This window comes from Micromonospora carbonacea (assembly GCF_014205165.1).
Lineage (GTDB): Bacteria > Actinomycetota > Actinomycetes > Mycobacteriales > Micromonosporaceae > Micromonospora > Micromonospora carbonacea.
Genome location: NZ_JACHMZ010000001.1, coordinates 641,743 through 661,283 on the forward strand (window position 1 = coordinate 641,743; position 19,541 = coordinate 661,283).

Genomic DNA, 19,541 nt, shown 5'->3' on the forward strand with positions numbered 1-19,541 from the left:
AACCCCGATGGACATCACGTTCCAGGATCTGTCCGGCACGTTCAGTGTGGGCGACATCGCCATCGCGCTGTCGCTGTCGTTCCTGCTCAGCGCCATGATCGGCTGGGTCTACCGGGCCACCCACCGCAACGTGTCCTACAGCCAGTCGTACGTCCAGACGCTGATCATCCTCGGTATGCTGATCTCGCTGATCATGCTGGTGGTGGGCTCCAACATCGCGCGGGCGTTCGCCCTGGTCGGCGCGCTGTCGGTGGTACGGTTCCGCAACGCGATCAAGGAGACCCGGGACGTCGGGTTCATCTTCCTGGTGATGGGCGTCGGGATGGCCTGCGGCACCCGCTTCTACACCCTGGCGGTCGTCGCGGCCGTCGCGATCAGCCTGATCATCGTGGTGATGTACCGGTTCAACTGGTTCGCGCTGAACGTGCAGCGGCAGGTGGTCAAGGTCCAGCTCCCGGCCGGCGGCAACCACACCGCCGACATCCAGGACGTGCTGGTCCGCTACACCACCGAGTTCGAGCTGGTCAGCCTGGAGTCGATCCGGGCCGGCGCGCTCACCGAGCTGATGTACACCGTCCGGCTCAAGAAGGGCACCGAGCCGGGCGACCTGATCTCGGCGCTGAGCGAGCGGACCTCCGGCCAGCGGGTGACCGTGCTCACCGGCTACGACCAGACGGACCTGTGATGGCCGAGCCACCTCGGGCCAGGTCCCCGCTGCCCCGGGCGCTGCGCCGCCGGCTGCCCGCCCGGGTGCGGCAGAACTGGAAGCTGCTCACCACCTGCGCGGCGTTCCTCGCCGTCCTCACCCTGGTGCTCGGCACCGAGCGGATCCGCCCGTACGTGACCAGCACCGGCGACGTCGGATCGGACACGGTCACTGTGAACATCGCCGGCACGACGGACCTGTTCGACGCGACCGTCGCCCACTCGATCTCGCTGACCTTCAAGGACACGGACTACCAGCAGATGCTGGAGACCTACTGGAAGGAGGGGGAGAAGGGGTACGTCGAGGCGGACCTGACCGTCGACGGCACCACGCTCCCCAGCGTGGGCATCCGGCTCAAGGGCAACTCGACCCTGCAGGGCCTGACCTGGAAGGGCGAGTCCCGGCCGCGCGGGAACGGCGGTGGCCCGCCCGGTGGCGGCCAGCGGCCCCCCGCCGGTGCCGGTCAACAGCAGGGCGGCCAGCAGCAGGGTGGTCAACAGCAGGGTGGTCAACAGCAGGGCGGTGGCGGGTTCCCTGGTGGCGGGTTTCCCGGTGGCGGGATGACCCGTACCAGCCTGAAGGCCGAGGAGCCCGAGGCGCTGCCCTGGCTGATCAGCTTCGACGAGTTCGTCGACGGTCGCCGCTACCAGGGGCACCGCGAGGTGGCCGTCCGGGTCGCCGGCATGGGCGGCGGCTCCACCGTGCTCAACGAGGCGCTGGCGCTGTCCCTGCTCGACAGCACCGGCGAGGCCGCCCAGCGGTACGCGTACTCGTCGTTCACGGTCAACGACCGGCCCACCACGGCCCGGCTGCTGGTCGAGCACCCGGACGAGCACTTCGCCGACCAGATGGGCGGCACCGGCGTGCTCTACAAGTCCCTGGCCAGCAGCAGCTTCACCGACCAGGGCGACGACCAGACCGACTACGCCGACGACTTCAAGCAGATCACGATGAAGGGCAGCCAGGACCTCCAGCCCGTGATCAACCTGATCAAGTGGGTCAACTCGGCCAGCGACGAGGAGTTCGACGCACAGCTCGCCGACCGGGTCGACGTGGAGTCGTTCGCCCGCTACGTGGCCCTACAGAATCTGCTGCTCAACTTCGACGACATGTCCGGGCCGGGGAAGAACTACTACCTCTGGTACGACCTGGAGACGAAGAAGTTCAGCGTGATCAGCTGGGACCACAACCTGACCTTCAGCGGCAACGCCGCGCAGGGGCCGCACGAGAGCGGCGGCTTCGGCATGCGGGGCGGTATGCAGCTCCCGGAGGGCATGCAGCTCCCCGAGGGCATGCAGCTCCCGGAGGGCATGGAACTGCCCGAGGGCATGCAGCTCCCGGAGGGCATGCAACCGCCGGGCGGCGGAGCGAGGGAGCAGGAGGGCGGCAATGCCGAGCGGGGCCGCGTCGGCGGCATGATGATGGGCAACAAGCTCAAGGAGCGGTTCCTGGCCAGCGAGGCGTTCAAGGAGGTCTACGAGAACGCGTACCGCCAGCTCTACCAGGAGGTCTACGCCAGCGGCCGGGCGACCGGGGCGCTCGACGCGATCACCGGTGTGCTGAAGACCGTGGACGGGGTCGACGCGGCGGCGGTGGACTCCGACGCCGAGCGGCTGCGCAGCCTCGTCAAACAGCGGACGGAGAGCCTCAAGGGCAACGAGGTGATCAACCGGAGCTGAGCCCGGGGGAGCCGGGGGAGCCAGGGAGCCGGCACGGCGGACGCGTCGCGCCGGCTCCCCACCCGGCTGCCGGAACGGACAAGGTAGGGCCTGCCGGATGGTCCCCGCTCGCGCCGCCCGGCAGGCTGGGGGCATGGTGGCCGACACGGGCCGGGCGGCGCCCCGGCGGACGTACCCGAAGCACGCCCGGCACTGGGCGACCAGCCTGGCGGCCGCCGGCGTGGCCGTGGCGGCGACCACCTCGGTCGCCCAGACGATCGACCGGTTCCACTGGTGGGCGGGCTTCGTGCTGATCCCCGGCGCGCTGATCGGCGCGGCCGGCGGGGCGCTGCTGACGCGCGGCGGTGGCCGGGCCTTCGCCGGATACGTCGTCGGCTGCGTCGGGCTGCTGGTCTTCACGGTCGGCGCGCTGCTGATGACCGGCACGATGGGCGGGGGCTGGCCCGTCCTGGTCATGCTGCCCTGCCTCGCGGGCGTCGGCACCTACCTGTGGCGGCCCGCCGACCCGCTGGCGCGCGGGCTGCACCGCACGGTCGCCCTGCTCGCCCTGGCCGGCGCGGGGGTCGGCGTGGCCCTGATGCTGATCCGGCACCGCCTGGTCGACCCGGGGCAGACGCACTGGTGGGGCGGCTTCGTGCTGGCCGCCGGCCTGCTCGTCGGCGCGAACGCCGTCGAGGTGGCCCGGCACCGGATGCCGTACCGGCTCCAGGCGGTCACCCTGCTGCTCGGGCCGGCGGTGGTCGCCGCCCTGCTCGGCGTGCGCATGCTGCGCGGCTGGTGACCCGGCCGTCGCCCCGCCGCCGGTGTGAGGAGGGGGGCCCCTGCTATGCAGAATGCGTTAACAGGGGGCCCCTCCTTGCTACACGGCGCAGGCGATCACCAGTTCCGGGGTGCGGCCCGGCAGCAGGTCGAGCCGGCCGATCCGCCCCGCCGCCCGCACGTCGTCGACCACCAGCGTCAGCCGGTCGAGCAGGTCGGCCGGGCCGAGCGCCTCGGCCAGCGGCACCTCCGCCTTCATCGACAGCTTCCGCTCCGACTTGGCGCGGCGCACCTGACCCAGCGCGTCGGACGCCAGCCGCAGCAGCCCCGCGTCGGCCGCGCCGCCGATCGCCCGGTCCACCTCGTAGGTGGTGGGCCACGGCGCGCGGTGCACCGAACCGTAGCGCCACCACGACCACACCTCCTCGGTGACGAACGGCAGCACCGGGGCGAACAGCCGTAGCTGCACCGACAGGGCGGTGGTCAGCGCCGCCCGCGCCGAGTCGGCCCCCGGCCCGGTGCCGTAGGCGCGCTCCTTCACCAGCTCGATGTAGTCGTCGCAGAACCGCCAGAAGAACGACTCGGTCGCCTGCAACGCGGCCGTGTGGTCGTAGGCGTCGAAGGCCGCCGTGGCGGCGGCGACCACGCCGGACAGCTCGGCGAGCAGCGCGGTGTCCAGCGGCTGTGTCGCCGACAGCTCCAGGTCGCGGCGCGGAGTCGGACGCGCCGAGCTGGAGCTGTCGTACGGGGCGCGCAGGGCGTCCGCCGCGCCCAGCCCAAGGGCGAACCGCGACGCGTTGAGCAGCTTGGTGGCCAGCCGCCGGCCCACCCGGATCTGCGCCGGGTCGAACGCCAGGTCCATCCCCGGCCGTCCGCTGGCGGCCCAGTAGCGGACCGCGTCGGAGCCGTACTGCTCCAGCAGCGCCATCGGGGTCACCACGTTCCCCTTGGACTTGGCCATCTTCTTGCGGTCCGGGTCGAGGATCCAGCCGGACAGCACCGCGTCCCGCCAGGGCAGCACCCCGTGCTCGGCGTGGGCGCGGGCCACGGTGGCGAACAGCCAGGTGCGGATGATCTCCTGCCCCTGTGGGCGCAGGTCCATCGGGAAGACCCGCCCGAACAGGTCCGGGTCGGTCTCCCAGCCGCCCACGATCTGCGGGGTCAGCGACGACGTGGCCCAGGTGTCCAGCACGTCCGGGTCGCCGACGAAACCGCCCGGCCGCCCGCGCAGCGACTCGTCGTAGCCGGGCGGCGGCTCGCCGGACGGGTCGACCGGCAGCGCCGACTCGTCCGGTGTGAGAGGGTGGGTGAAGTCCGGCTCGCCAGTGTCGTCGAGCCGGTACCACACCGGCACCGGCACCCCGAAGAAGCGCTGCCGGCTGACCAGCCAGTCGCCGGTCAGCCCGCCCACCCAGTGCTCGTAACGGCTGCGCATGTGCCCCGGCACCCAGTGCAGCTCCCCGCCCCGGGCCAGCAGCTCCGCGCGCAGGCCGGCGTCGCGGCCCCCGTTGCGCAGATACCACTGCCGGGTCGAGACGATCTCCAGCGGCCGGTCGCCCTTCTCGTAGAACTTCACCGGGTGCACCACCGGGCGCGGCTCGCCCACCAGGTCGCCCGCGTCGGCGAGCAGCCCCACCACGGCCCGCCGGGCCCCGGCCACGGTCTGCCCGGCCAGCGCCGCGTACGGCCCCGCCGGCACCCCGGCCGGCGGCTCCGGCAGCAGCCGGCCGTCGCGGCCGACCACCACCCGCGTGTCGAGCTGAAGCTCCCGCCACCAGGTCACGTCGGTCAGGTCGCCGAACGTGCACACCATCGCGACGCCCGTGCCCTTGGCCGGGTCCGCCAGCGGGTGCGCGCGCACCGGCACCGCCACCCCGAACACGGGGGTACGCACGACCGCGCCCACCAGCCCGGCGTAGCGCTCGTCGTCGGGGTGGCAGACCAGCGCCACGCACGCCGGCAGCAGCTCCGGCCGGGTGGTGTCGATCAGCACCTCCCGCCCGTCCGGCCCGGCGAACCGCAGCCGGTGGTACGCCCCCGGCCGCTCCCGGTCCTCCAGCTCGGCCTGCGCCACTGCGGTGGCGAACCCGACGTCCCACAGCGTCGGGGCCTCCGCCTGGTACGCCTCGCCCCGGGCCAGGTTGCGCAGGAACGCCCGCTGCGAGGCGACCCGGGCCGCCCGGCCGATCGTCGTGTACGTCAGCGACCAGTCCACGCTCAGCCCGAGCCGCCGCCACAACGCCTCGAACGCCTCCTCGTCGACGGCGGTCAGCGTCTCGCACAGCTCCACGAAGTTGCGCCGGGAGACCGGGGTCGGGTTCTTCCGGGCGGCGTCGTCCACGGGCGCGTCCGGCGGCCGCCAGTGCGGGTCGTAGGGCAACGTCGGCTCGCAGCGCACCCCGTAGACGTTCTGCACCCGCCGCTCGGTGGGCAGGCCGTTGTCGTCCCAGCCCATCGGGTAGAAGACCGTCCGGCCGCGCATCCGCTGGAACCGGGCCACGGTGTCGGTGTGCGTGTAGGAGAAGACGTGGCCCATGTGCAGCTCGCCCGATACGGTCGGCGGCGGGGTGTCGATGGAGTACACGTCGGCCCGCGTCCTGGTGCGGTCGAACGCGTACGTGCCGTCGTCCTGCCAGCGGCGCGCCCAGGTGTCCTCGATCCCGTCGAGCGCGGGACGCTCGGGGACACCGGCGCGGGCCGACCTGCCCGGTTCAGTCATCCGCCGATGGTAGGCACCGCCGACCGCGCCGGCCACGGCATATCGGCTCGCCGGGCGCCCGTCAGCCCACATCGGCGGGCACCCGGTCAGCCCAGATCGGCGGGCGTCCGGTCAGCCCAGATCGGCGGGCACCCGGTCAGACCAGGGAGTCGCGCCACTGGCGGCGCAGCGCCGCGTACCGGCCGCCGCAGGCGGTGAGCCGCTCCGGCGGGCCGTCCTCCACGACCCGGCCGCCGTCGAGGACGAGCACCCGGTCGGCCGTCTCGACGGTGGAGAGCCGGTGCGCGATCACCAGCGCCGTGCGGTCCCGCAGCACGGTGGCGAGCGCCCGCTGCACCAGCCGTTCCGTGGGCACGTCGAGCGACGACGTCGCCTCGTCGAGGATCAGCACGCGGGGGTCGGCGAGGAACGCGCGGGCGAACGCCACGAGCTGCCGCTGCCCGGCGGAGAGCCGGCCGCCCCGGCGGCGCACCTCGGTGGCGTACCCGTCGGGGAGGGCGGCGATGAAGTCGTGCGCGCCGATGGCGCGGGCCACCGCCTGCACCGCCGCGTCGTCCGCGCCCGGCCGGCCGAACCGGATGTTCTCCGCCACCGAGCCGCTGAACAGGTGGTTCTCCTGGGTCACCAGCACCACCGCCCGGCGCAGCTCGGCGTCGGCCAGGTCCCGCAGGTCGACCCCGTCCAGGGCGACCGCGCCGGCGTCCGGGTCGTGGAACCGGGCCAGCAGCTTGGCGATGGTGGACTTGCCCGCCCCGGTGGCCCCGACCAGCGCGACGGTCTGCCCGGCCGGCACCGTCAGGTCCAGGCCCGACAGGATCGGGGCGCCGGCCCGGTAGCCGAAGGAGACCGACCGGAACTCCACCGCGCCGCGCGCGTCGCCGCCGGGCAACGGCGTCGGGTGCGCCGGCTCGGCGACCGCCGGCCGCTCGTCGAGCACCCCGGCGAGCTTCTCCAGTGCCGCCGTCGCCGACTGGAGCGAGTTGTAGAACTGGCTCAGCTCCTGCATCGGCTCGAAGAAGCGGCGCAGGTAGAGCAGGAACGCGGCGAGCACCCCCACCTCCATCGCGCCGCCGAGCACCCGGGCCCCGCCGTAGCCGAGCACCACCGCCACGGTCACGTTCCCGATCACCTTGATCCCCGGGGAGTACGTGGCGATCAGCCGGAACGCGTGCAGGCTGGCCTGCCGGTAGTCGTCGTTGACGGCCGCGAAGATCCGCTGGTTGCGCGGCTCCCGCCGGTACGCCTGCACCGCCCGGATGCCGCGCAGCGACTCGACGAAGTGCACGATGACCAGCGACACCGCCTCCCTGGTCCGCCGGTACGCGCCGGCCGAGGCGCGGGCGAACCAGCGGGACAGCCAGAACAGGAACGGGAACGCCAGCAGCGTCACCGCCGCCAGCGGCAGGTCCAGCCAGAGCAGGATGCCGGCCACCGACAGGATCGACAGCGCGGCGAGGACCAGGTTGTCGACGCCCCCGTCGAGCAGCTCGGCGATGGAGTCCAGGTCGCTGGTGAGGCGGGAGATCATCCGGCCCGACGTGTAGCGCTCGTGGAAGCCGACGGACAGCCGCAGGAAGTGGCCGTACACCCGCTGGCGCAGCTCCAGCAGCACGGCCTGGCCGATCCGGGCGGAGAGGGTGAGGAAGCCGCGCCGGGCCGCGTACTCGACGACGGTGGCGGCGGCGAACGCGCCGGCGATGGCGGCCAGGGGCCCGCTGTCGCCGGCCCGCAGCGGCCCGATGGCCCGGTCGATGCCGAGCATCACCAGGTACGGCCCGGACATGGCGGCGGCGTTCTGGGCCAGCAGCAGCCCCACGGCCAGCCCCAGCCGGCCCCGGTGCGGGCGCAGCAGGTCGCGCAGCAGGGCCCGGCTGCGCACCCGCAGCCGCGCGATCGCCTCGGGGGTGGCCTCCTCGGCCCGGCTCCGGTCGGCCTCCGGGTCGATGGCCCGCCCCCGCCACCGCTGGAGGTCCAGGTGCGTCGCCGGCTCGGGACTGTCGGCGTCGTCGGCGGCGCTGGTGGTCACGACCGCACCAGCCCCCGTCCGTCCGGCCCGGCCAGCGCCGCTCCCGTCCGCGGCACCGTGTCTGTCGGTGGGGCCGCGGCTGTCGGTGGGGCCGGGTCGGCGGAGAGGACCGCCCGGTACGCCGGCACCGTGGCCAGCAGCCGCGAGTGGGTGCCGACCGCCGTGATCCGGCCCCGTTCCAGCAGCGCCACCCGGTCGGCCAGCGCGATGGTCGACGGCCGGTGCACCACGAGCAGGGCGGTGGTGTCCCGCAGCACCCGCCGCAGCGCCGCCTCGACCAGCGCCTCGGTGTGCACGTCGAGGGCGGACAGCGGGTCGTCCAGCACCAGCACCGCCGGCCGGCCGAGGACGGCCCGGGCCAGCGCCAGCCGCTGCCGCTGCCCGCCGGAGAGGGTGAGCCCCTGCTCGCCGACCCGGGTGGCCAGCCCCCACGGCAGCTCGTACGCGAAGTCCGCCTGGGCCAGCGCCAGCGCCGCGCGGACCTCGTCCTCGTCGGCGTCCGGGCGGCCCAGCGTGAGGTTCTCCCAGACCGACATGGAGAACAGCGTCGGCTCCTCGAAGGCCACCCCGACCAGCCGGCGCAGCGAGGACAGCCGCAGGTCCCGCACGTCGTGGCCGTCGAGGGTGATCCGGCCGGCGGTCACGTCGTGTAGCCGGGGCACCAGCGAGAGCAGGGTGCTCTTGCCGACCCCGGTGGCGCCCACCAGGGCCAGCGTCTCGCCCGGCTCCACGGTCAGGTCGATGCCGCGCAGCACCGGCGCGGGCGTGCCGGGGTAGCGGAACGACACGCCCTCGAACGCCAGCCGGCCCCGGACCCCCGCCCGGGCCAGGCCGACGGCGTGCGGGGCGTCCACGATCGCCGGCTCGGTGTCCAGCACCTCCTGGATGCGGTCGGCGGCCGTCGCCGCCTCCTGGCCGTTGGCGATGATCCAGCCCAGCGACTGCACCGGCCAGACCAGCATCAGTTGCAGGCTGACGAACGCGACCAGCTCGCCGATGGTCAGCGCGCCCCGGGCGGCGGCGACCGCCCCGGCGACCAGCACCACGCCGAGGGTCAGGTTGGGCACCAGGTCGAACAGCGCGGAGGTGCGGGCCAGCAGCCGGCTCTTGGCCACGCCGGTGTCGTGCAGCGCCCGCGCGCCGTCGGCGAACCGGGTGGCCAGCTCCGGCCCCCGGCCGTACGCCTTCATCGTGCGCAGGCCCTGCGCGGTCTCCTCGACGAGGGTGGCCACGTCGCCCTGCTGGTCCTGCATCCGCCGCGACGCCGCGTGGTAATAGCGGCCGAACCGGCGGCTGATCAGGAACAGCGGCACGGCGCTGGCCGCCACCAGCAGCCCCAGCGCCGGGTGCAGCCGGACGAGCAGCACCACCACGGCGACGTACGTGACCAGGTTGAGCACCAGGAACAGCAGGCCGAAGGAGAGGAACCGGCGGATCACCGACAGGTCGCTGGTGACCCGCGACAGCAGTTGCCCGGTCTGCCACCGGTCGTGGAAGCTGGCCGGCAGCCGTTGCAGGTGGGCGTAGATGTCGGCCCGGATCGTCGCCTCCATGCCCACCGAGGACGAGGTCTGGGCCCACCGCCGGATGAAGATCAGCAGGGCCTCGGCCAGGCCGAGTAGCAGGGCCAGCCCGCCGAGCCGGACCAGGCCGCCCGGGTCGTGCCGGGCGACCGGGCCGTCGACCACCCTCTGTATCACCAGCGGCACGGCCAGGCTCGCCCCAGTGGCCGCGAGCGCCGCCGCGAGCAGCCAGCAGAACGCGACGGCGTGCGGGCGGAGGTAGTGGCGCAGCCGCCACAGGTTGCGCAGCGGGCGAGCGGGGCCGCCACGGTGGGTCGGTAGGCCGTCGCTCTCCGCAGGCATCAACCGACGGTAGCGCCTCAGTGGATGGTTGATGCTGTCAGCTTTCGGCAGTTCTCTTTGTCCGCAACGGCTTCCGCCGCCGTCCGGGCCTCGTGGGCGAGCAGCCAGCGCTTCACGTCCAGCCCCCAGCGGTAGCCGCCGAGGCTCCCGTCGGTGCGCAGCACCCGGTGGCACGGGACGAACAGGGCGGCGGCGTTGCGGGCGCAGGCCGCCGCCGCGGCGCGCACCGCCGCCGGCCGCCCGGCCAGCGCCGCGTACGCCGTGTAGGTGACCGGGTGACCGGGCCCCACCTCGCGCAGCACCCGCCACGCGTGCGCCTGGAACGCCCCGCCGGTGTGCTGCTGCACGGGCACCGGGTCGATGGCCGTCAGGTCGCCGTCGAGGTACGCGGCGACGGCGGCGGTCACCGGCCCGAGGTCGCCGCGCCGCCGCACCGGGCCACGCAGCCCGGGGTGCACCAGCGGCAGCAGCGAATCCGGTTCGGCGGTGAACCCGGCCGCCCGGACCGCCCCGTCGGGGCCGGTCACGATGCTCAGCGGGCCGGCGGGGGTGCCGACGACCGCGCCGTCGAGGGTGGTGGTCATGCTGCTCTCCAGAGTCGGATCACCGCGTACGAGCGCCAGGGGCGCCAGCGCCCGGCGTACGCGTCGAGGGTCGATGGGTCGTCGGGCAGGCCGAGCGCGGCGGCGCCGCGCCGCACGGCCAGGTCGGTGGTGAGGCCGACGTCCGGGTCGCCGAGGGCGCGCATGGCCACGTAGCCGGCCGTCCAGGCGCCGATCCCGGGGATCGCCAGGAGCCGCCGCACGGCCTCCTCCCGGTCCCCGCCGGGGTCGAGGTCGAGCGTGCCGTCGGCGACGGCCCGCGCGGCGGCGCGGATCGTCTCCCGCCGGGCCGCCGGCATCCGGAACGCCCCGTCGGCCGCCGCCAGCAGCTCCTCCGCGTCGGGGAAGCCCCGCAACCCGCCGTCGGCGGTGGCGGGCGGCAGCAGCCGGGTGAGGGTGGTGCGGGCCGAGGCCACCGAGACCTGCTGGGTGGCGACGGCGCGGACGAGGATCTCCAGGCCGTCGACGGCGCGGGGCAGGCGCACGCCCGGTTCGGCCGCCACCGCCGGGGCCAGCGCGGGATCCGCGGCGAGGGTGCCGTCGACGGCCACCGGGTCGGCGTCGAGGTCGAACAGCCGGCGGCAGCGGGCCACCGCCGGGGCCAGGTCGCGCAGGTCGGCCAGCCGCAGCGTCGCCGAGACGTGGCCGTCCGCCGGGGTCAGCGCCACCTCCGCCGCGCCGTGCGGCAGCCGCAACCCCCGGTGGTACGTCCCGTCGCGCACCTCCTCCACGCCGGGCAGCGCCCGCAGCGCGAGGAAGTCCAGCAGCGCCGCCGCGTGCAACGGCGGCCGGTACGCCAGCCGCAGCGTGATCGTGCCCGCCCCGCCCGGCGTCGGCCGGCCACCCCGGGCGGCCCGTAGCTGCGACGGGGCGAGGGCGTAGACCTCCCGCACCGTGTCGTTGAACTGCCGGACGCTGCCGAACCCGGCCGCGAACGCGATCTCGGCCATCCCGAGCCCGGTCGTCTCGATCAGGATGCGGGCGGTCTGGGCGCGCTGCGCCCGGGCGAGCGCCAGGGGCCCGGCCCCCAGCTCGGCGCGGAGCATCCGGTGCAGGTGCCGCTCGGTGTAGCCGAGCCGGGTGGCCAGCCCGGGCACGCCGTCCCGGTCGACGACCCCGTCGGCGATGAGCCGCATGGCCCGGCCCACCACGTCCGCCCGGACGTCCCACTCGGGCGAGCCTGGGGCGGCGTCGGGGCGGCACCGCCGGCAGGCCCGCAGCCCGGCCGACTGGGCGGCGGCGGCCGACGGAAAGAACCGGACGTTTCGCCGCTTCGGCGTCGTCGCCGGGCAGGACGGCCGGCAGTAGATCCCGGTCGACGTCACGCCCGTGTAGAACCAGCCGTCGAACCGCTGGTCGCGGCTGTCGACGGCCCGGTAGCAGCGCTCGAACTCCAACTCCACGCCCCCGATACTGCCCCGCCCTCCTGGCGCCCGGCTCGCGGAATTCGGACCTGGTTGCAAGGAAGGGCCCCTTGTTAACGCCTTCTGTAGAGGAAGGGCCCCCTGTTAACAACGGCGCTCCAGGTCAGCCCGCCCGCGAGTGCCGGGGCGGGCGAAACCGGGCGGGAAAGTGTCGGTCGTGGCCGGTACCGTCCCGCCACCAACTCAAGAAGGGGTGCGGCGATGGCGAGCCTGGTCGGGCGGGAGGTCCGCTGATGCGGTCGGGGCGGGCGCGGCTCGACCGCACGGTGGTCCAGGGCTTCTACGACCGGATGCGGGCGGTCGCCCCGGCGGCGTACGGGGCGATGGAGCGGGACCGGGCCGGTGACCCGGGGCGGGCGTTCCCGGACACGGCCTGCGGCCGGCTCGTCGCCTCGCTCGACGCCCCCGGCCTGCGCGCGCTCGGCATGTGGGCGCACCACTGGTGCATGCGGTTCTATGACGACGACACCCGGGTGGGGCTGCGCCTGGTGCGGGAGATCGCCGGTCGCCCCGGGCTGGGCTGGACGGTCGACGAGGTGCGCTGGATGCTCGGGGAGTCGGAGGCGGCCGGCCCGTCGGCCGCGCACCGGTTCACGCTGCCGGGCGCGGCGGCCCGGGGCCTGCCGCCGACGGCCCGCCGGGAGTTCGCCGCCGCCGTGCTCTCCGGGGTCGGCAGCCGCGAGCCCGGATAGCCGACGGGCGGTGACGCGCCTGCGGAGGTCGTCGTGCGCGGAGGTGGTGCCGCGCCTGCGGAGGTCGTCGTGCGCGCGGGCGGCGAAGCGCCTGCGGGCGGCGTCGTGCGGGGCCGCTGGTGGCCGGCGGCGCGTCGTCCGGGCCGGATGCCCGGCAGCGCCGGGAGCTGCCCGACGACGGTGGCGGCGATCGCCCGGGCGAAGCCCGCGAGCTGCGTCGCGCTCAACGCCTGGCCCAGCGCCAGCCAGCCGAGCGCGGCGGCGGTCAGCGGGCTCAGCGCGCCGAGCACGGAGACCTGGGTCAGGGGCAGCCGCGCCGCGCCGCGGAACCACAGGGCGTACGCGGCGGCGGTGCCGACCAGCCCGAGCCAGGCGTACCCGAGCAGGGCCGGGCCGTCGACGGGCGGCGGCGGTCCTTCGACCGCGACGGCGAGCGGCGCGATCAGCAGGCCTCCGGCGGTGAGCTGCCAGCTCGTCGCGGCGAGGGTGCCGACGCCGGCCGGACGGCCCCAGCGGCGGGTCAGCACCAGCCCGGCCGCCATCGCGGCGGTGCCGGTGAGCCCGGCGGCGACGCCCAGCGGGTCGGTGCCGGCGTCGGGGCGGAGCACGACCAGCGTCACGCCCAGCGGGGCGACGAGCGCGGCGAGCACGGCCGGCGGCCGGGGGCGTTCGCCGAGGGCGCCCACGGCCAGCGCGGCGACCAGCAGCGGCTGTGCCGCGCCGAGCACGGCGGCGGTGCCGCCGGGCAGCCGGTACGCGGCGTAGAAGAGCAGCGGGAAGAACGCGCCGATGTTGAGCGCGCCGAGCGCGGCGGCCCGCCACCACCACGCGCCGTGGGGGCGGCGTCGGGTCAGGGCGAGCAGCAGCAGCCCGGCCGGGAGGGCCCGCACCACCCCGGACCAGAGCGGCCGGTCGGGCGGCAGCAGCTCGGAGGTGACCAGATAGGTGGTGCCCCAGGCGGCGGGCGCGGCGGCGGTGGCCAGCAGGTCGGCGGTGCGGTGGGACATGGGACACCAATCGTTATCAACTAAGTAGCTTGCCACTAAGCTAATCACGACCGAGCAGACAGAGCCAATGCGAGGTGCGGCACAATGCCGGGGTGACCGAGCGGGACGACGTCGACGCCATCGTCGAGCAGTGGCGGCGCGAACGCGCCGGGATGCGGCCCGAGCCGATGGCCGTCTTCGGCCGGATCTACCGCCTGGCCCGGCTGGTCGGCGACGAGCAGGAGCGGGTGTACGCGGCCTGGGGGATCAGCCGGGGCGAGTTCGACGTGCTGGCCGCCCTGCGCCGGGCCGGGGCCCCGTACACGCTCGCACCCAAGGCCCTGGCCGCCGGGCTGATGCTCACCTCGGGTGGGATGACCGGCCGCCTCGACCGCCTGGAGCGCGCCGGCCTCGTGCGCCGCGCTCCGGATCCGGCCGACCGGCGGGGCCTCCAGGTGACCCTGACCGACACCGGCCGGCGGGTCGCCGAGGAGGCCGCCGACGCCGGGCTGGCGACCCAGCAGCGGCTGCTCGACGTCCTCCCGCAACGGGACCAGGAGCGGCTGGCGGAGCTGCTGCGCGAGCTGCTCGCCGCTGCCGCCCCCGACCCCACCAGCCGCCGCCCCCGCCCCTGACCCGCGCCCTCGACCCCATCCCACCCCTGACACCCCGCCCCGACCCCACCCCGCCCTGAGGCCGTGCCGCGCGCCCGCCGCGCGTCGCGGCGGCCCGCCGAGGAGAGGACCGACCGCCGTGCCCGCCAGCGAACCGACCATCGTCGCCACCAGCATGGGCTTCCTCAGCCGCCGGCTCGGCCCGAACGACCTGCGCCCCGGGCCGGTCTTCGAGCTGGCCGCCGAGCTGGCCGAGGCCGGTCCCGAGCCCCGGCTGTGCTACCTCGGCCAGGCCGTCGGCGACCGGGACGCCTCCATCGCCGCCGTCCACGCGGCCTTCGCCGGCACCCGGTTCCGGGCGTCGCACCTGGCGTTGTTCCCGATGCCGAACGTCGACGACGTCCGGGCGCACCTGCTCGCCCAGGACGTGCTCTGGGTCGGCGGCGGCAGCGTCGCCAACCTGTGCGCGGTGTGGCGGGTGCACGGCCTCGACGAGATCCTGCACGAGTGCTGGCAGGCCGGGGTGGTGCTGGCCGGGGTCTCCGCCGGCTCGATCTGCTGGCACCTCGGCGGCGCCACCGACAGCTTCGGCCCCCGGCTGCGCGGCTTCACCGACGGCCTGGGCTGGCTGCCGTACGGCAACGGGGTGCACTACGACAGCGAGGAGCAGCGGCGACCCCTGATGCACGCGCTGGTCGCCGACGGCACGCTGCCGACGAGCCACTGCACCGACGACGGCGTCGGGCTGGTCTACCGGGGCACCCGCCTGGTCGAGGCGGTCGCCGACCGGCCGGGCGTCGCCGCGTACGAGGTCACCCGCGCCGCCGACGGCGAGGTCCGGGAGACCCGGATCGAGCCGCGCCTGTTGGCCGGGTGAGGTGAGCCGACCGGAGGCGGCCGGTGACCCGGTGGGGCGAGCTGACCGGAGCCGACGGGGGTCGGCCGCGTAGACTGGCCGGCCGTGAGCCTCACCATCGGGATCGTCGGCCTGCCCAACGTCGGCAAGAGCACCCTGTTCAACGCGCTGACCAAGAACGACGTGCTCGCGGCGAACTACCCCTTCGCCACCATCGAGCCCAACGTCGGCGTCGTCGGGCTGCCGGACGAGCGGCTGACCAAGCTGGCCGAGATCTTCTCCTCGCAGAAGGTCCTGCCCGCGCCGGTGTCGTTCGTCGACATCGCCGGCCTGGTCCGGGGCGCGTCGAAGGGGCAGGGGCGGGGCAACGCGTTCCTGGCGAACATCCGGGACGCGTCGGCGATCTGCCAGGTGGTGCGCGCCTTCTCCGACCCGAACGTGGTGCACGTCGACGGCAAGGTCTCCCCGGCCGACGACATCGAGACGATCAACACCGAGCTGATCCTGGCCGACCTCCAGACGCTGGAGAAGGCGCTGCCCCGGCTGGAGAAGGAGGCCAAGCTCCGCAAGGACCGGGCCGCCGCCGTGACCGCCGCGAAGCAGGCCGTCGAGGTCCTCGACGGCGGCACCACCCTGTACGCCGGCGCGGCCCCCGCCAAGATCGACCTGGAGCACCTGCGCGAGCTGCACCTGCTCACCACCAAGCCGTTCCTCTACGTCTTCAACGTCGACGAGGCCGAGCTGGCCAACGCCGAGTTCCTCGACGAGCTGCGCGCCCTGGTCGCCCCGGCCGAGGCGGTCTTCATGGACGCCAAGATCGAGTCCGAGCTGGTGGACCTGCCCGAGGAGGAGGCCCGCGAGCTGCTGGAGTCCATCGGGCAGTCCGAGCCAGGGCTCGACCAGCTCGTCCGGGTCGGCTTCCGCACGCTCGGGCTCCAGACGTACCTCACGGCCGGGCCCAAGGAGGCGCGGGCCTGGACCGTCCCGGTCGGCGCGACCGCCCCGGAGGCCGCGGGGGTCATCCACTCCGACTTCCAGCGCGGCTTCATCAAGGCCGAGGTCGTCTCCTACGACGACCTGGTCGCGGCCGGCTCGATGGCGGCGGCGAAGGCGGCGGGCAAGGTCCGCATCGAGGGCAAGGAGTACGTCATGCAGGACGGCGACGTCGTGGAGTTCCGCTTCAACGTCTGAGGCCGGTCAGGTCATGCGCGCGGCTCGGATCGGTTCCGCTCAGCGGTGGTAACACCGTGGTATGGTCGGTGAATGGCGAGGACGAAGAAGGTCACCATCACGCTGCCGGCAGAGCTGCTGGAGAGCATGAAGACCCACACCGACAACGTCTCCGGCTACCTCACCGAGCTGGCCGAGCGGGCCGAGCGGCGCAGACTTCTCCGGGAGGAGTTGGACCGCTACCAAGACGAGCTCGGGGCGTTCACTGACGAGGAGATGGCCGAGGCTCGGGCGCTGTTGCACGGAACCGAGGAGATCGGGCGCGCGGCGTGAGCCTTGAGTCGCTGGTGCTCGACTCGCAGGGTTTCTCAAGGTGGATCGACCAGGATCGAAAGGTGATGCGCCTGTTCGAGCAGGCGGAGCGTGATGGGGTCGACCTCGCCATGTCGGCGGCCACCATCATCGAGGTCTCCCACTCCGGTCTGGACATCGCGCGGCTGAACTGGTTGCTGTCCCGAATCCGAGTCGAGGCGGTGACGAAGGAGAGTGCCCGTCGCAGTGCCGGGCTGCTGAAGGCGGCCGGGCTACACGGGCACAAGTACGCCATCGACGCCATGGTCGCCGAGGTGGCGCTACGGCTACCCGCACCGGTGGCGGTCCTGACCTCCGATGTCGACGACATGGTCAAGCTGTGCGGGAGGCGGGTGCGGACCATAGCGCTGTAGGTGGGTTCTCCGACGGCCGCGACGGTGCGTCAAGCTGTTGATCGGCGACGCAACCCGGTGGAGTTCCGCTTCAACGTCTGAGGCCGCTCCGCCGATGAGTCCGCCGGCCGGCGGCGGTCCACCCGACCGACCACCGACGAACGGAGCACCATGGCCAAGCTGCTGTACTCGGCGACGGCGTCGCTCGACGGCTACATCGCCGGCCCCGGCGGCGACATGTCCTGGCTGACCGAGCACCTGACGGGCGAGAACCCGACGGCGGAGCGCCTGCTGGCCGGGGTCGGCGCGATCCTCGCCGGCAACGGCACCTTCGGCGGCGGCGACCCCAACCGGGGCACCGACAAGGAGGGCGCGTTCGGCGGGCAGTACCACGGGCCGGTGTTCGTGCTCACCCACCGGCCGCCGGCCGAGCCGCACCCGGGGATCACGTTCGTCGGCGACCTGCCCAGCGCCGTGGCGCAGGCCGGGGAGGCCGCCGGCGACCGCTACGTCAACGTCCTCGGCGCGGACGTCGCCCGCCAGTGCGTCCGCGCCGGGCTGCTCGACGAAGTTCTGATCTTCTTCGCTCCGGTGCTGCTCGGCGCGGGGGTGCGCATCTTCGACGACCCGGGCGGGCCTGCCGTTCGACTGACGCCGATCCCCGGCGAGACGGCCCACTGGTACCGCGTCGCGTACTGAACGTTGCCGCTGCTTGATCGACAGGGTGCCCCGGGGCAGGACATGATGTCCTGATGCGAACTCGGCTCCTCTTCGTCCGGCACGGCGAGTCGGTGCACAAGGTCGAGGATGTCGTGGGCGGCCCCGGTGGCTGCCGGGGACTGACCGACTCTGGCCATCAGCAGGCGCGCCGGCTGGCCGACCGGCTCCGCGACGAACTCGCCGTCGCCGGGCCGGTGGCGGTCTACTCCTCGGTGCTGCGCCGGACCGTCGAGACCGCGTGGCCCATCGCCGAGGCGCTGGGCGTCAGCCCGGTGCCCGACTGCGGGCTCTGCGCCTGGCACACCCCGCCGTACGCCGACGGGCTGCCCACCGCCCAGTTCCAGACCGAGCACGCCGTCGAGGGCGGCGGGGTGTTCCGGCCGTTCGAGGAGGGCAACGAGAGCTGGGCCGAGCTGGTCGTCCGCGTCAGTCGCGCGATCATGGACATCGCGCACCGGCACTGGGGCGGCACGGCCGTGCTGGTCGGGCACACCGAGACGGTCGAGGCGTCCTTCCACGCGCTCGCCGCCCAGCCGCTGTTCCGGGCGTTCGACATGGAGGTGGCGCCGGCCTCGATCACCGAGTGGACCACCGACGGCGATCCGACGGGCTGGCCGCCGCCCCGCTGGACCCTGCGGCGCTTCAGCGACGTCTCCTGAAGCCCTCGGGGGTGTCGGTCCTGACGTGCACACTGTGCGGATGACGGAACGACTGGCACCCGTGTTGCGGGTCGCGGACGCGGAGGCGACCGCCGGGTGGTATGCCCGGCTCGGCTTCCGCAAGCAGTGGGAGCACCGGTTCGCGCCGGAGCTGCCGCGATACGTGAGCATCGCGCGCGGCGGCATCGAGGTGCACCTGTCGGAGCACGCGGGGGACGCCCGGCCGGGCACCTCGCTCTACCTGTACGTCGACGACGTCGACGCGGTCGCGGCGGACTGCGGCGGCGTCGAGATCGCCGAGCGGGACTGGGGCCGGGAGTTCCACCTGACCGACCCCGACGGCAACCGCATCCGGGTCGGCACCGTCCCCGCCTGATCCCGCCCGCGTTCCTGGACAATCGGCGTCACCGGCCGACGACGACTGTCCAGGGTCGGGAGACGCCGGCGTGCCGGGGCGGGGCACCGGTTGTGCTTCCGCGCCGAACACCCGGCCCGGCCGTCCGGCGGTCGGCGGGACGAGCGGTCGGCGGGACGAGCCCGGCTCAGGCGCCGCGCAGGGCGTCGTCGACGCCGGTCTCGCGGCGGCCGAGGTGCGCGGGGTCGCGGCCGGAGAGCAGGTCGACGGCGGCCTTCACGCAGGCCCCGTACTCCCGGGTGGAGCTGACCTGCCACGTCCTGGCGTACGCGCGGGCGGTGTCGTCGCCCACCCCGCTGGCATCGACGCCGAGCCGCCGACACACCGCCACGGCGCGGGGCAGGTGGAAGGACTGCGTCACCACCGTGGCCCGCTCCACCCCGAAGATCCGCTTCGCGCGGGCGCACGAGTCGTACGTGTCGAAGCCCGCGTAGTCCAGCACGATCCTCTCTGCCGGCACCCCGTTGTCGAGCAGCCAGCGCCGCATCGCGGTCGGCTCGTCGTAGTCGGCGTTCATGTTGTCGCCGGAGAGCAGGATGGCGCGCACCTTCCCGGCGACGAACAGCCGCCGGGCGATCTCCAGCCGGGCGGTGAGGAACGGCGACGGCGTCCCGTCCGGATGCACCTTCGTGCCGAGCACCAGGGCGACGGGGGCCTCCGGGACGTCCGCCTCGGCGAAGACGTGCCCCTGCGCGCCTGCGCGGATCCACGTCACGCTGGCCACGGTGCCGCCGGTCAGCAGCGCCGCCCCGACGACGCCCGCGACGAGGGCGCGGCGCAGCCAGCGCCAGCGCGCGCCCCCGGCCGTGCGCAGCCTGCCGATCAGGGTGGACAGTCGACGCCGCATGGGTACGAGTATTCCCGATCATCCGCGCGACTGAGCGTTGATCAACTCCATGTCGGGGACATCGCGGTATCAACCGGCCCCCGACCGGACCATGTCCC

At 74.4% G+C, this 19,541-nt stretch carries 18 protein-coding genes and 1 pseudogene; 12 read left to right on the forward strand and 7 right to left on the reverse strand.

Annotation, left to right across the window (positions count from 1 at the left end; all coding sequences use genetic code 11):
- The first annotated feature begins 7 nt into the window (after window positions 1–7).
- The 3 genes from HDA31_RS02960 to HDA31_RS02970 all read left to right on the forward strand — a co-directional run bounded on the left by HDA31_RS02960 (window position 8) and on the right by HDA31_RS02970 (window position 3,166).
- On the forward strand, window positions 8–685 hold the full coding sequence (locus HDA31_RS02960; protein ID WP_178066375.1) for a DUF4956 domain-containing protein: 678 nt from the start codon (window positions 8–10) through the stop codon (window positions 683–685).
- Window positions 685–2,385, forward strand: a complete 1,701-nt coding sequence (locus tag HDA31_RS02965) for a CotH kinase family protein (protein ID WP_178066374.1) — start codon at window positions 685–687, stop codon at window positions 2,383–2,385. Before HDA31_RS02960 ends, HDA31_RS02965 begins: the two co-directional genes overlap by 1 nt.
- 133 nt (window positions 2,386–2,518) lie before the next feature.
- Window positions 2,519–3,166, forward strand: a complete 648-nt coding sequence (locus tag HDA31_RS02970) for a hypothetical protein (protein ID WP_246384140.1) — start codon at window positions 2,519–2,521, stop codon at window positions 3,164–3,166.
- Window positions 3,167–3,244: 78 nt separating this feature from the next.
- Here HDA31_RS02970 and valS read toward each other — a convergent pair whose 3' ends face one another.
- The 5 genes from valS to HDA31_RS02995 form a co-directional block, all read right to left on the reverse strand.
- Window positions 3,245–5,863, reverse strand: a complete 2,619-nt coding sequence (gene valS, locus HDA31_RS02975) for a valine--tRNA ligase (RefSeq protein WP_178066373.1) — start codon at window positions 5,861–5,863, stop codon at window positions 3,245–3,247.
- Between the two features lie 136 nt (window positions 5,864–5,999).
- The gene (locus HDA31_RS02980; RefSeq protein WP_221486865.1) at window positions 6,000–7,838 is read right to left on the reverse strand and encodes an ABC transporter ATP-binding protein; all 1,839 of its coding nucleotides are present in this window, start codon (window positions 7,836–7,838) and stop codon (window positions 6,000–6,002) included.
- Window positions 7,839–7,885: 47 nt separating this feature from the next.
- The gene (locus HDA31_RS02985; RefSeq protein ID WP_178066371.1) at window positions 7,886–9,754 is read right to left on the reverse strand and encodes an ABC transporter ATP-binding protein; all 1,869 of its coding nucleotides are present in this window, start codon (window positions 9,752–9,754) and stop codon (window positions 7,886–7,888) included.
- 17 nt (window positions 9,755–9,771) lie between these two features.
- Window positions 9,772–10,338: a methylated-DNA--[protein]-cysteine S-methyltransferase gene (locus HDA31_RS02990; RefSeq protein ID WP_178066370.1), complete on the reverse strand. Its 567-nt coding sequence runs from the start codon at window positions 10,336–10,338 to the stop codon at window positions 9,772–9,774.
- On the reverse strand, window positions 10,335–11,759 hold the full coding sequence (locus HDA31_RS02995) for an AlkA N-terminal domain-containing protein (RefSeq protein ID WP_178066369.1): 1,425 nt from the start codon (window positions 11,757–11,759) through the stop codon (window positions 10,335–10,337). The genes HDA31_RS02990 and HDA31_RS02995 overlap by 4 nt, the downstream gene beginning before the upstream one ends.
- Before the next feature lie 254 nt (window positions 11,760–12,013).
- Between HDA31_RS02995 and HDA31_RS32860 the strand changes: the two genes are divergently transcribed.
- Window positions 12,014–12,472: a hypothetical protein gene (locus tag HDA31_RS32860; protein WP_311774332.1), complete on the forward strand. Its 459-nt coding sequence runs from the start codon at window positions 12,014–12,016 to the stop codon at window positions 12,470–12,472.
- Between the two features lie 236 nt (window positions 12,473–12,708).
- On the opposite strand, the pseudogene HDA31_RS03000 reads toward HDA31_RS32860, so the two are convergent.
- Window positions 12,709–13,479: pseudogene (locus HDA31_RS03000) on the reverse strand (EamA family transporter); the annotation flags it as partial.
- A gap of 92 nt (window positions 13,480–13,571) precedes the next feature.
- Here HDA31_RS03000 and HDA31_RS03005 point away from each other — a divergent pair.
- The 8 genes from HDA31_RS03005 to HDA31_RS03040 all read left to right on the forward strand — a co-directional run bounded on the left by HDA31_RS03005 (window position 13,572) and on the right by HDA31_RS03040 (window position 18,557).
- Window positions 13,572–14,093, forward strand: a complete 522-nt coding sequence (locus HDA31_RS03005; protein ID WP_176734748.1) for a MarR family winged helix-turn-helix transcriptional regulator — start codon at window positions 13,572–13,574, stop codon at window positions 14,091–14,093.
- A gap of 118 nt (window positions 14,094–14,211) precedes the next feature.
- Window positions 14,212–14,949 carry a Type 1 glutamine amidotransferase-like domain-containing protein gene (locus HDA31_RS03010; RefSeq protein ID WP_178066366.1) on the forward strand — a complete coding sequence of 246 codons (738 nt, stop codon included), beginning with the start codon at window positions 14,212–14,214 and terminating at the stop codon, window positions 14,947–14,949.
- An 84-nt stretch (window positions 14,950–15,033) separates the two neighbouring features.
- Complete coding sequence (gene ychF, locus HDA31_RS03015; protein ID WP_074472611.1) at window positions 15,034–16,119, forward strand: redox-regulated ATPase YchF; 1,086 nt, start codon at window positions 15,034–15,036, stop codon at window positions 16,117–16,119.
- A 72-nt stretch (window positions 16,120–16,191) separates the two neighbouring features.
- Window positions 16,192–16,431, forward strand: a complete 240-nt coding sequence (locus tag HDA31_RS03020) for a hypothetical protein (RefSeq protein ID WP_178066365.1) — start codon at window positions 16,192–16,194, stop codon at window positions 16,429–16,431.
- Window positions 16,428–16,823, forward strand: coding sequence for a PIN domain-containing protein (locus HDA31_RS03025; protein ID WP_077938391.1), 396 nt, complete (start codon window positions 16,428–16,430; stop codon window positions 16,821–16,823). Before HDA31_RS03020 ends, HDA31_RS03025 begins: the two co-directional genes overlap by 4 nt.
- A 150-nt stretch (window positions 16,824–16,973) precedes the next feature.
- Window positions 16,974–17,501 (forward strand): dihydrofolate reductase family protein, encoded by a 528-nt coding sequence (locus HDA31_RS03030; RefSeq protein WP_178066364.1) that lies wholly within the window; start codon window positions 16,974–16,976, stop codon window positions 17,499–17,501.
- A 53-nt stretch (window positions 17,502–17,554) separates the two neighbouring features.
- A complete protein-coding gene (locus HDA31_RS03035) occupies window positions 17,555–18,181 on the forward strand; it encodes a histidine phosphatase family protein (RefSeq protein ID WP_043965748.1) in 627 nt (208 codons plus the stop codon).
- Window positions 18,182–18,221: 40 nt separating this feature from the next.
- A complete protein-coding gene (locus tag HDA31_RS03040; protein ID WP_178066363.1) occupies window positions 18,222–18,557 on the forward strand; it encodes a glyoxalase superfamily protein in 336 nt (111 codons plus the stop codon).
- Window positions 18,558–18,723: 166 nt separating this feature from the next.
- Here the strand turns inward: HDA31_RS03040 and HDA31_RS03045 are convergent, their stop codons facing one another.
- Window positions 18,724–19,443 (reverse strand): SanA/YdcF family protein, encoded by a 720-nt coding sequence (locus HDA31_RS03045; RefSeq protein ID WP_178066362.1) that lies wholly within the window; start codon window positions 19,441–19,443, stop codon window positions 18,724–18,726.
- Window positions 19,444–19,541: the final 98 nt, after the last annotated feature.

Excerpts from the sequence above, each read along its gene's own strand:
- HDA31_RS02960 (WP_178066375.1), top strand. The coding sequence starts at position 8 with ATGGACATCACGTTCCAGGATCTGTCCGGCACGTTCAGTGTGGGCGAC.
- HDA31_RS02965 (WP_178066374.1), top strand. The coding sequence starts at position 685 with ATGGCCGAGCCACCTCGGGCCAGGTCCCCGCTGCCCCGGGCGCTGCGC.
- HDA31_RS02970 (WP_246384140.1), top strand. The coding sequence starts at position 2,519 with ATGGTGGCCGACACGGGCCGGGCGGCGCCCCGGCGGACGTACCCGAAG.
- valS (WP_178066373.1), bottom strand. The coding sequence starts at position 5,863 with ATGACTGAACCGGGCAGGTCGGCCCGCGCCGGTGTCCCCGAGCGTCCC.
- HDA31_RS02985 (WP_178066371.1), bottom strand. The coding sequence starts at position 9,754 with ATGCCTGCGGAGAGCGACGGCCTACCGACCCACCGTGGCGGCCCCGCT.
- HDA31_RS02990 (WP_178066370.1), bottom strand. The coding sequence starts at position 10,338 with ATGACCACCACCCTCGACGGCGCGGTCGTCGGCACCCCCGCCGGCCCG.
- HDA31_RS32860 (WP_311774332.1), top strand. The coding sequence starts at position 12,014 with ATGCGGTCGGGGCGGGCGCGGCTCGACCGCACGGTGGTCCAGGGCTTC.
- HDA31_RS03020 (WP_178066365.1), top strand. The coding sequence starts at position 16,192 with ATGGCGAGGACGAAGAAGGTCACCATCACGCTGCCGGCAGAGCTGCTG.
- HDA31_RS03030 (WP_178066364.1), top strand. The coding sequence starts at position 16,974 with ATGGCCAAGCTGCTGTACTCGGCGACGGCGTCGCTCGACGGCTACATC.
- HDA31_RS03035 (WP_043965748.1), top strand. The coding sequence starts at position 17,555 with ATGCGAACTCGGCTCCTCTTCGTCCGGCACGGCGAGTCGGTGCACAAG.
- HDA31_RS03040 (WP_178066363.1), top strand. The coding sequence starts at position 18,222 with ATGACGGAACGACTGGCACCCGTGTTGCGGGTCGCGGACGCGGAGGCG.
- HDA31_RS03045 (WP_178066362.1), bottom strand. The coding sequence starts at position 19,443 with ATGCGGCGTCGACTGTCCACCCTGATCGGCAGGCTGCGCACGGCCGGG.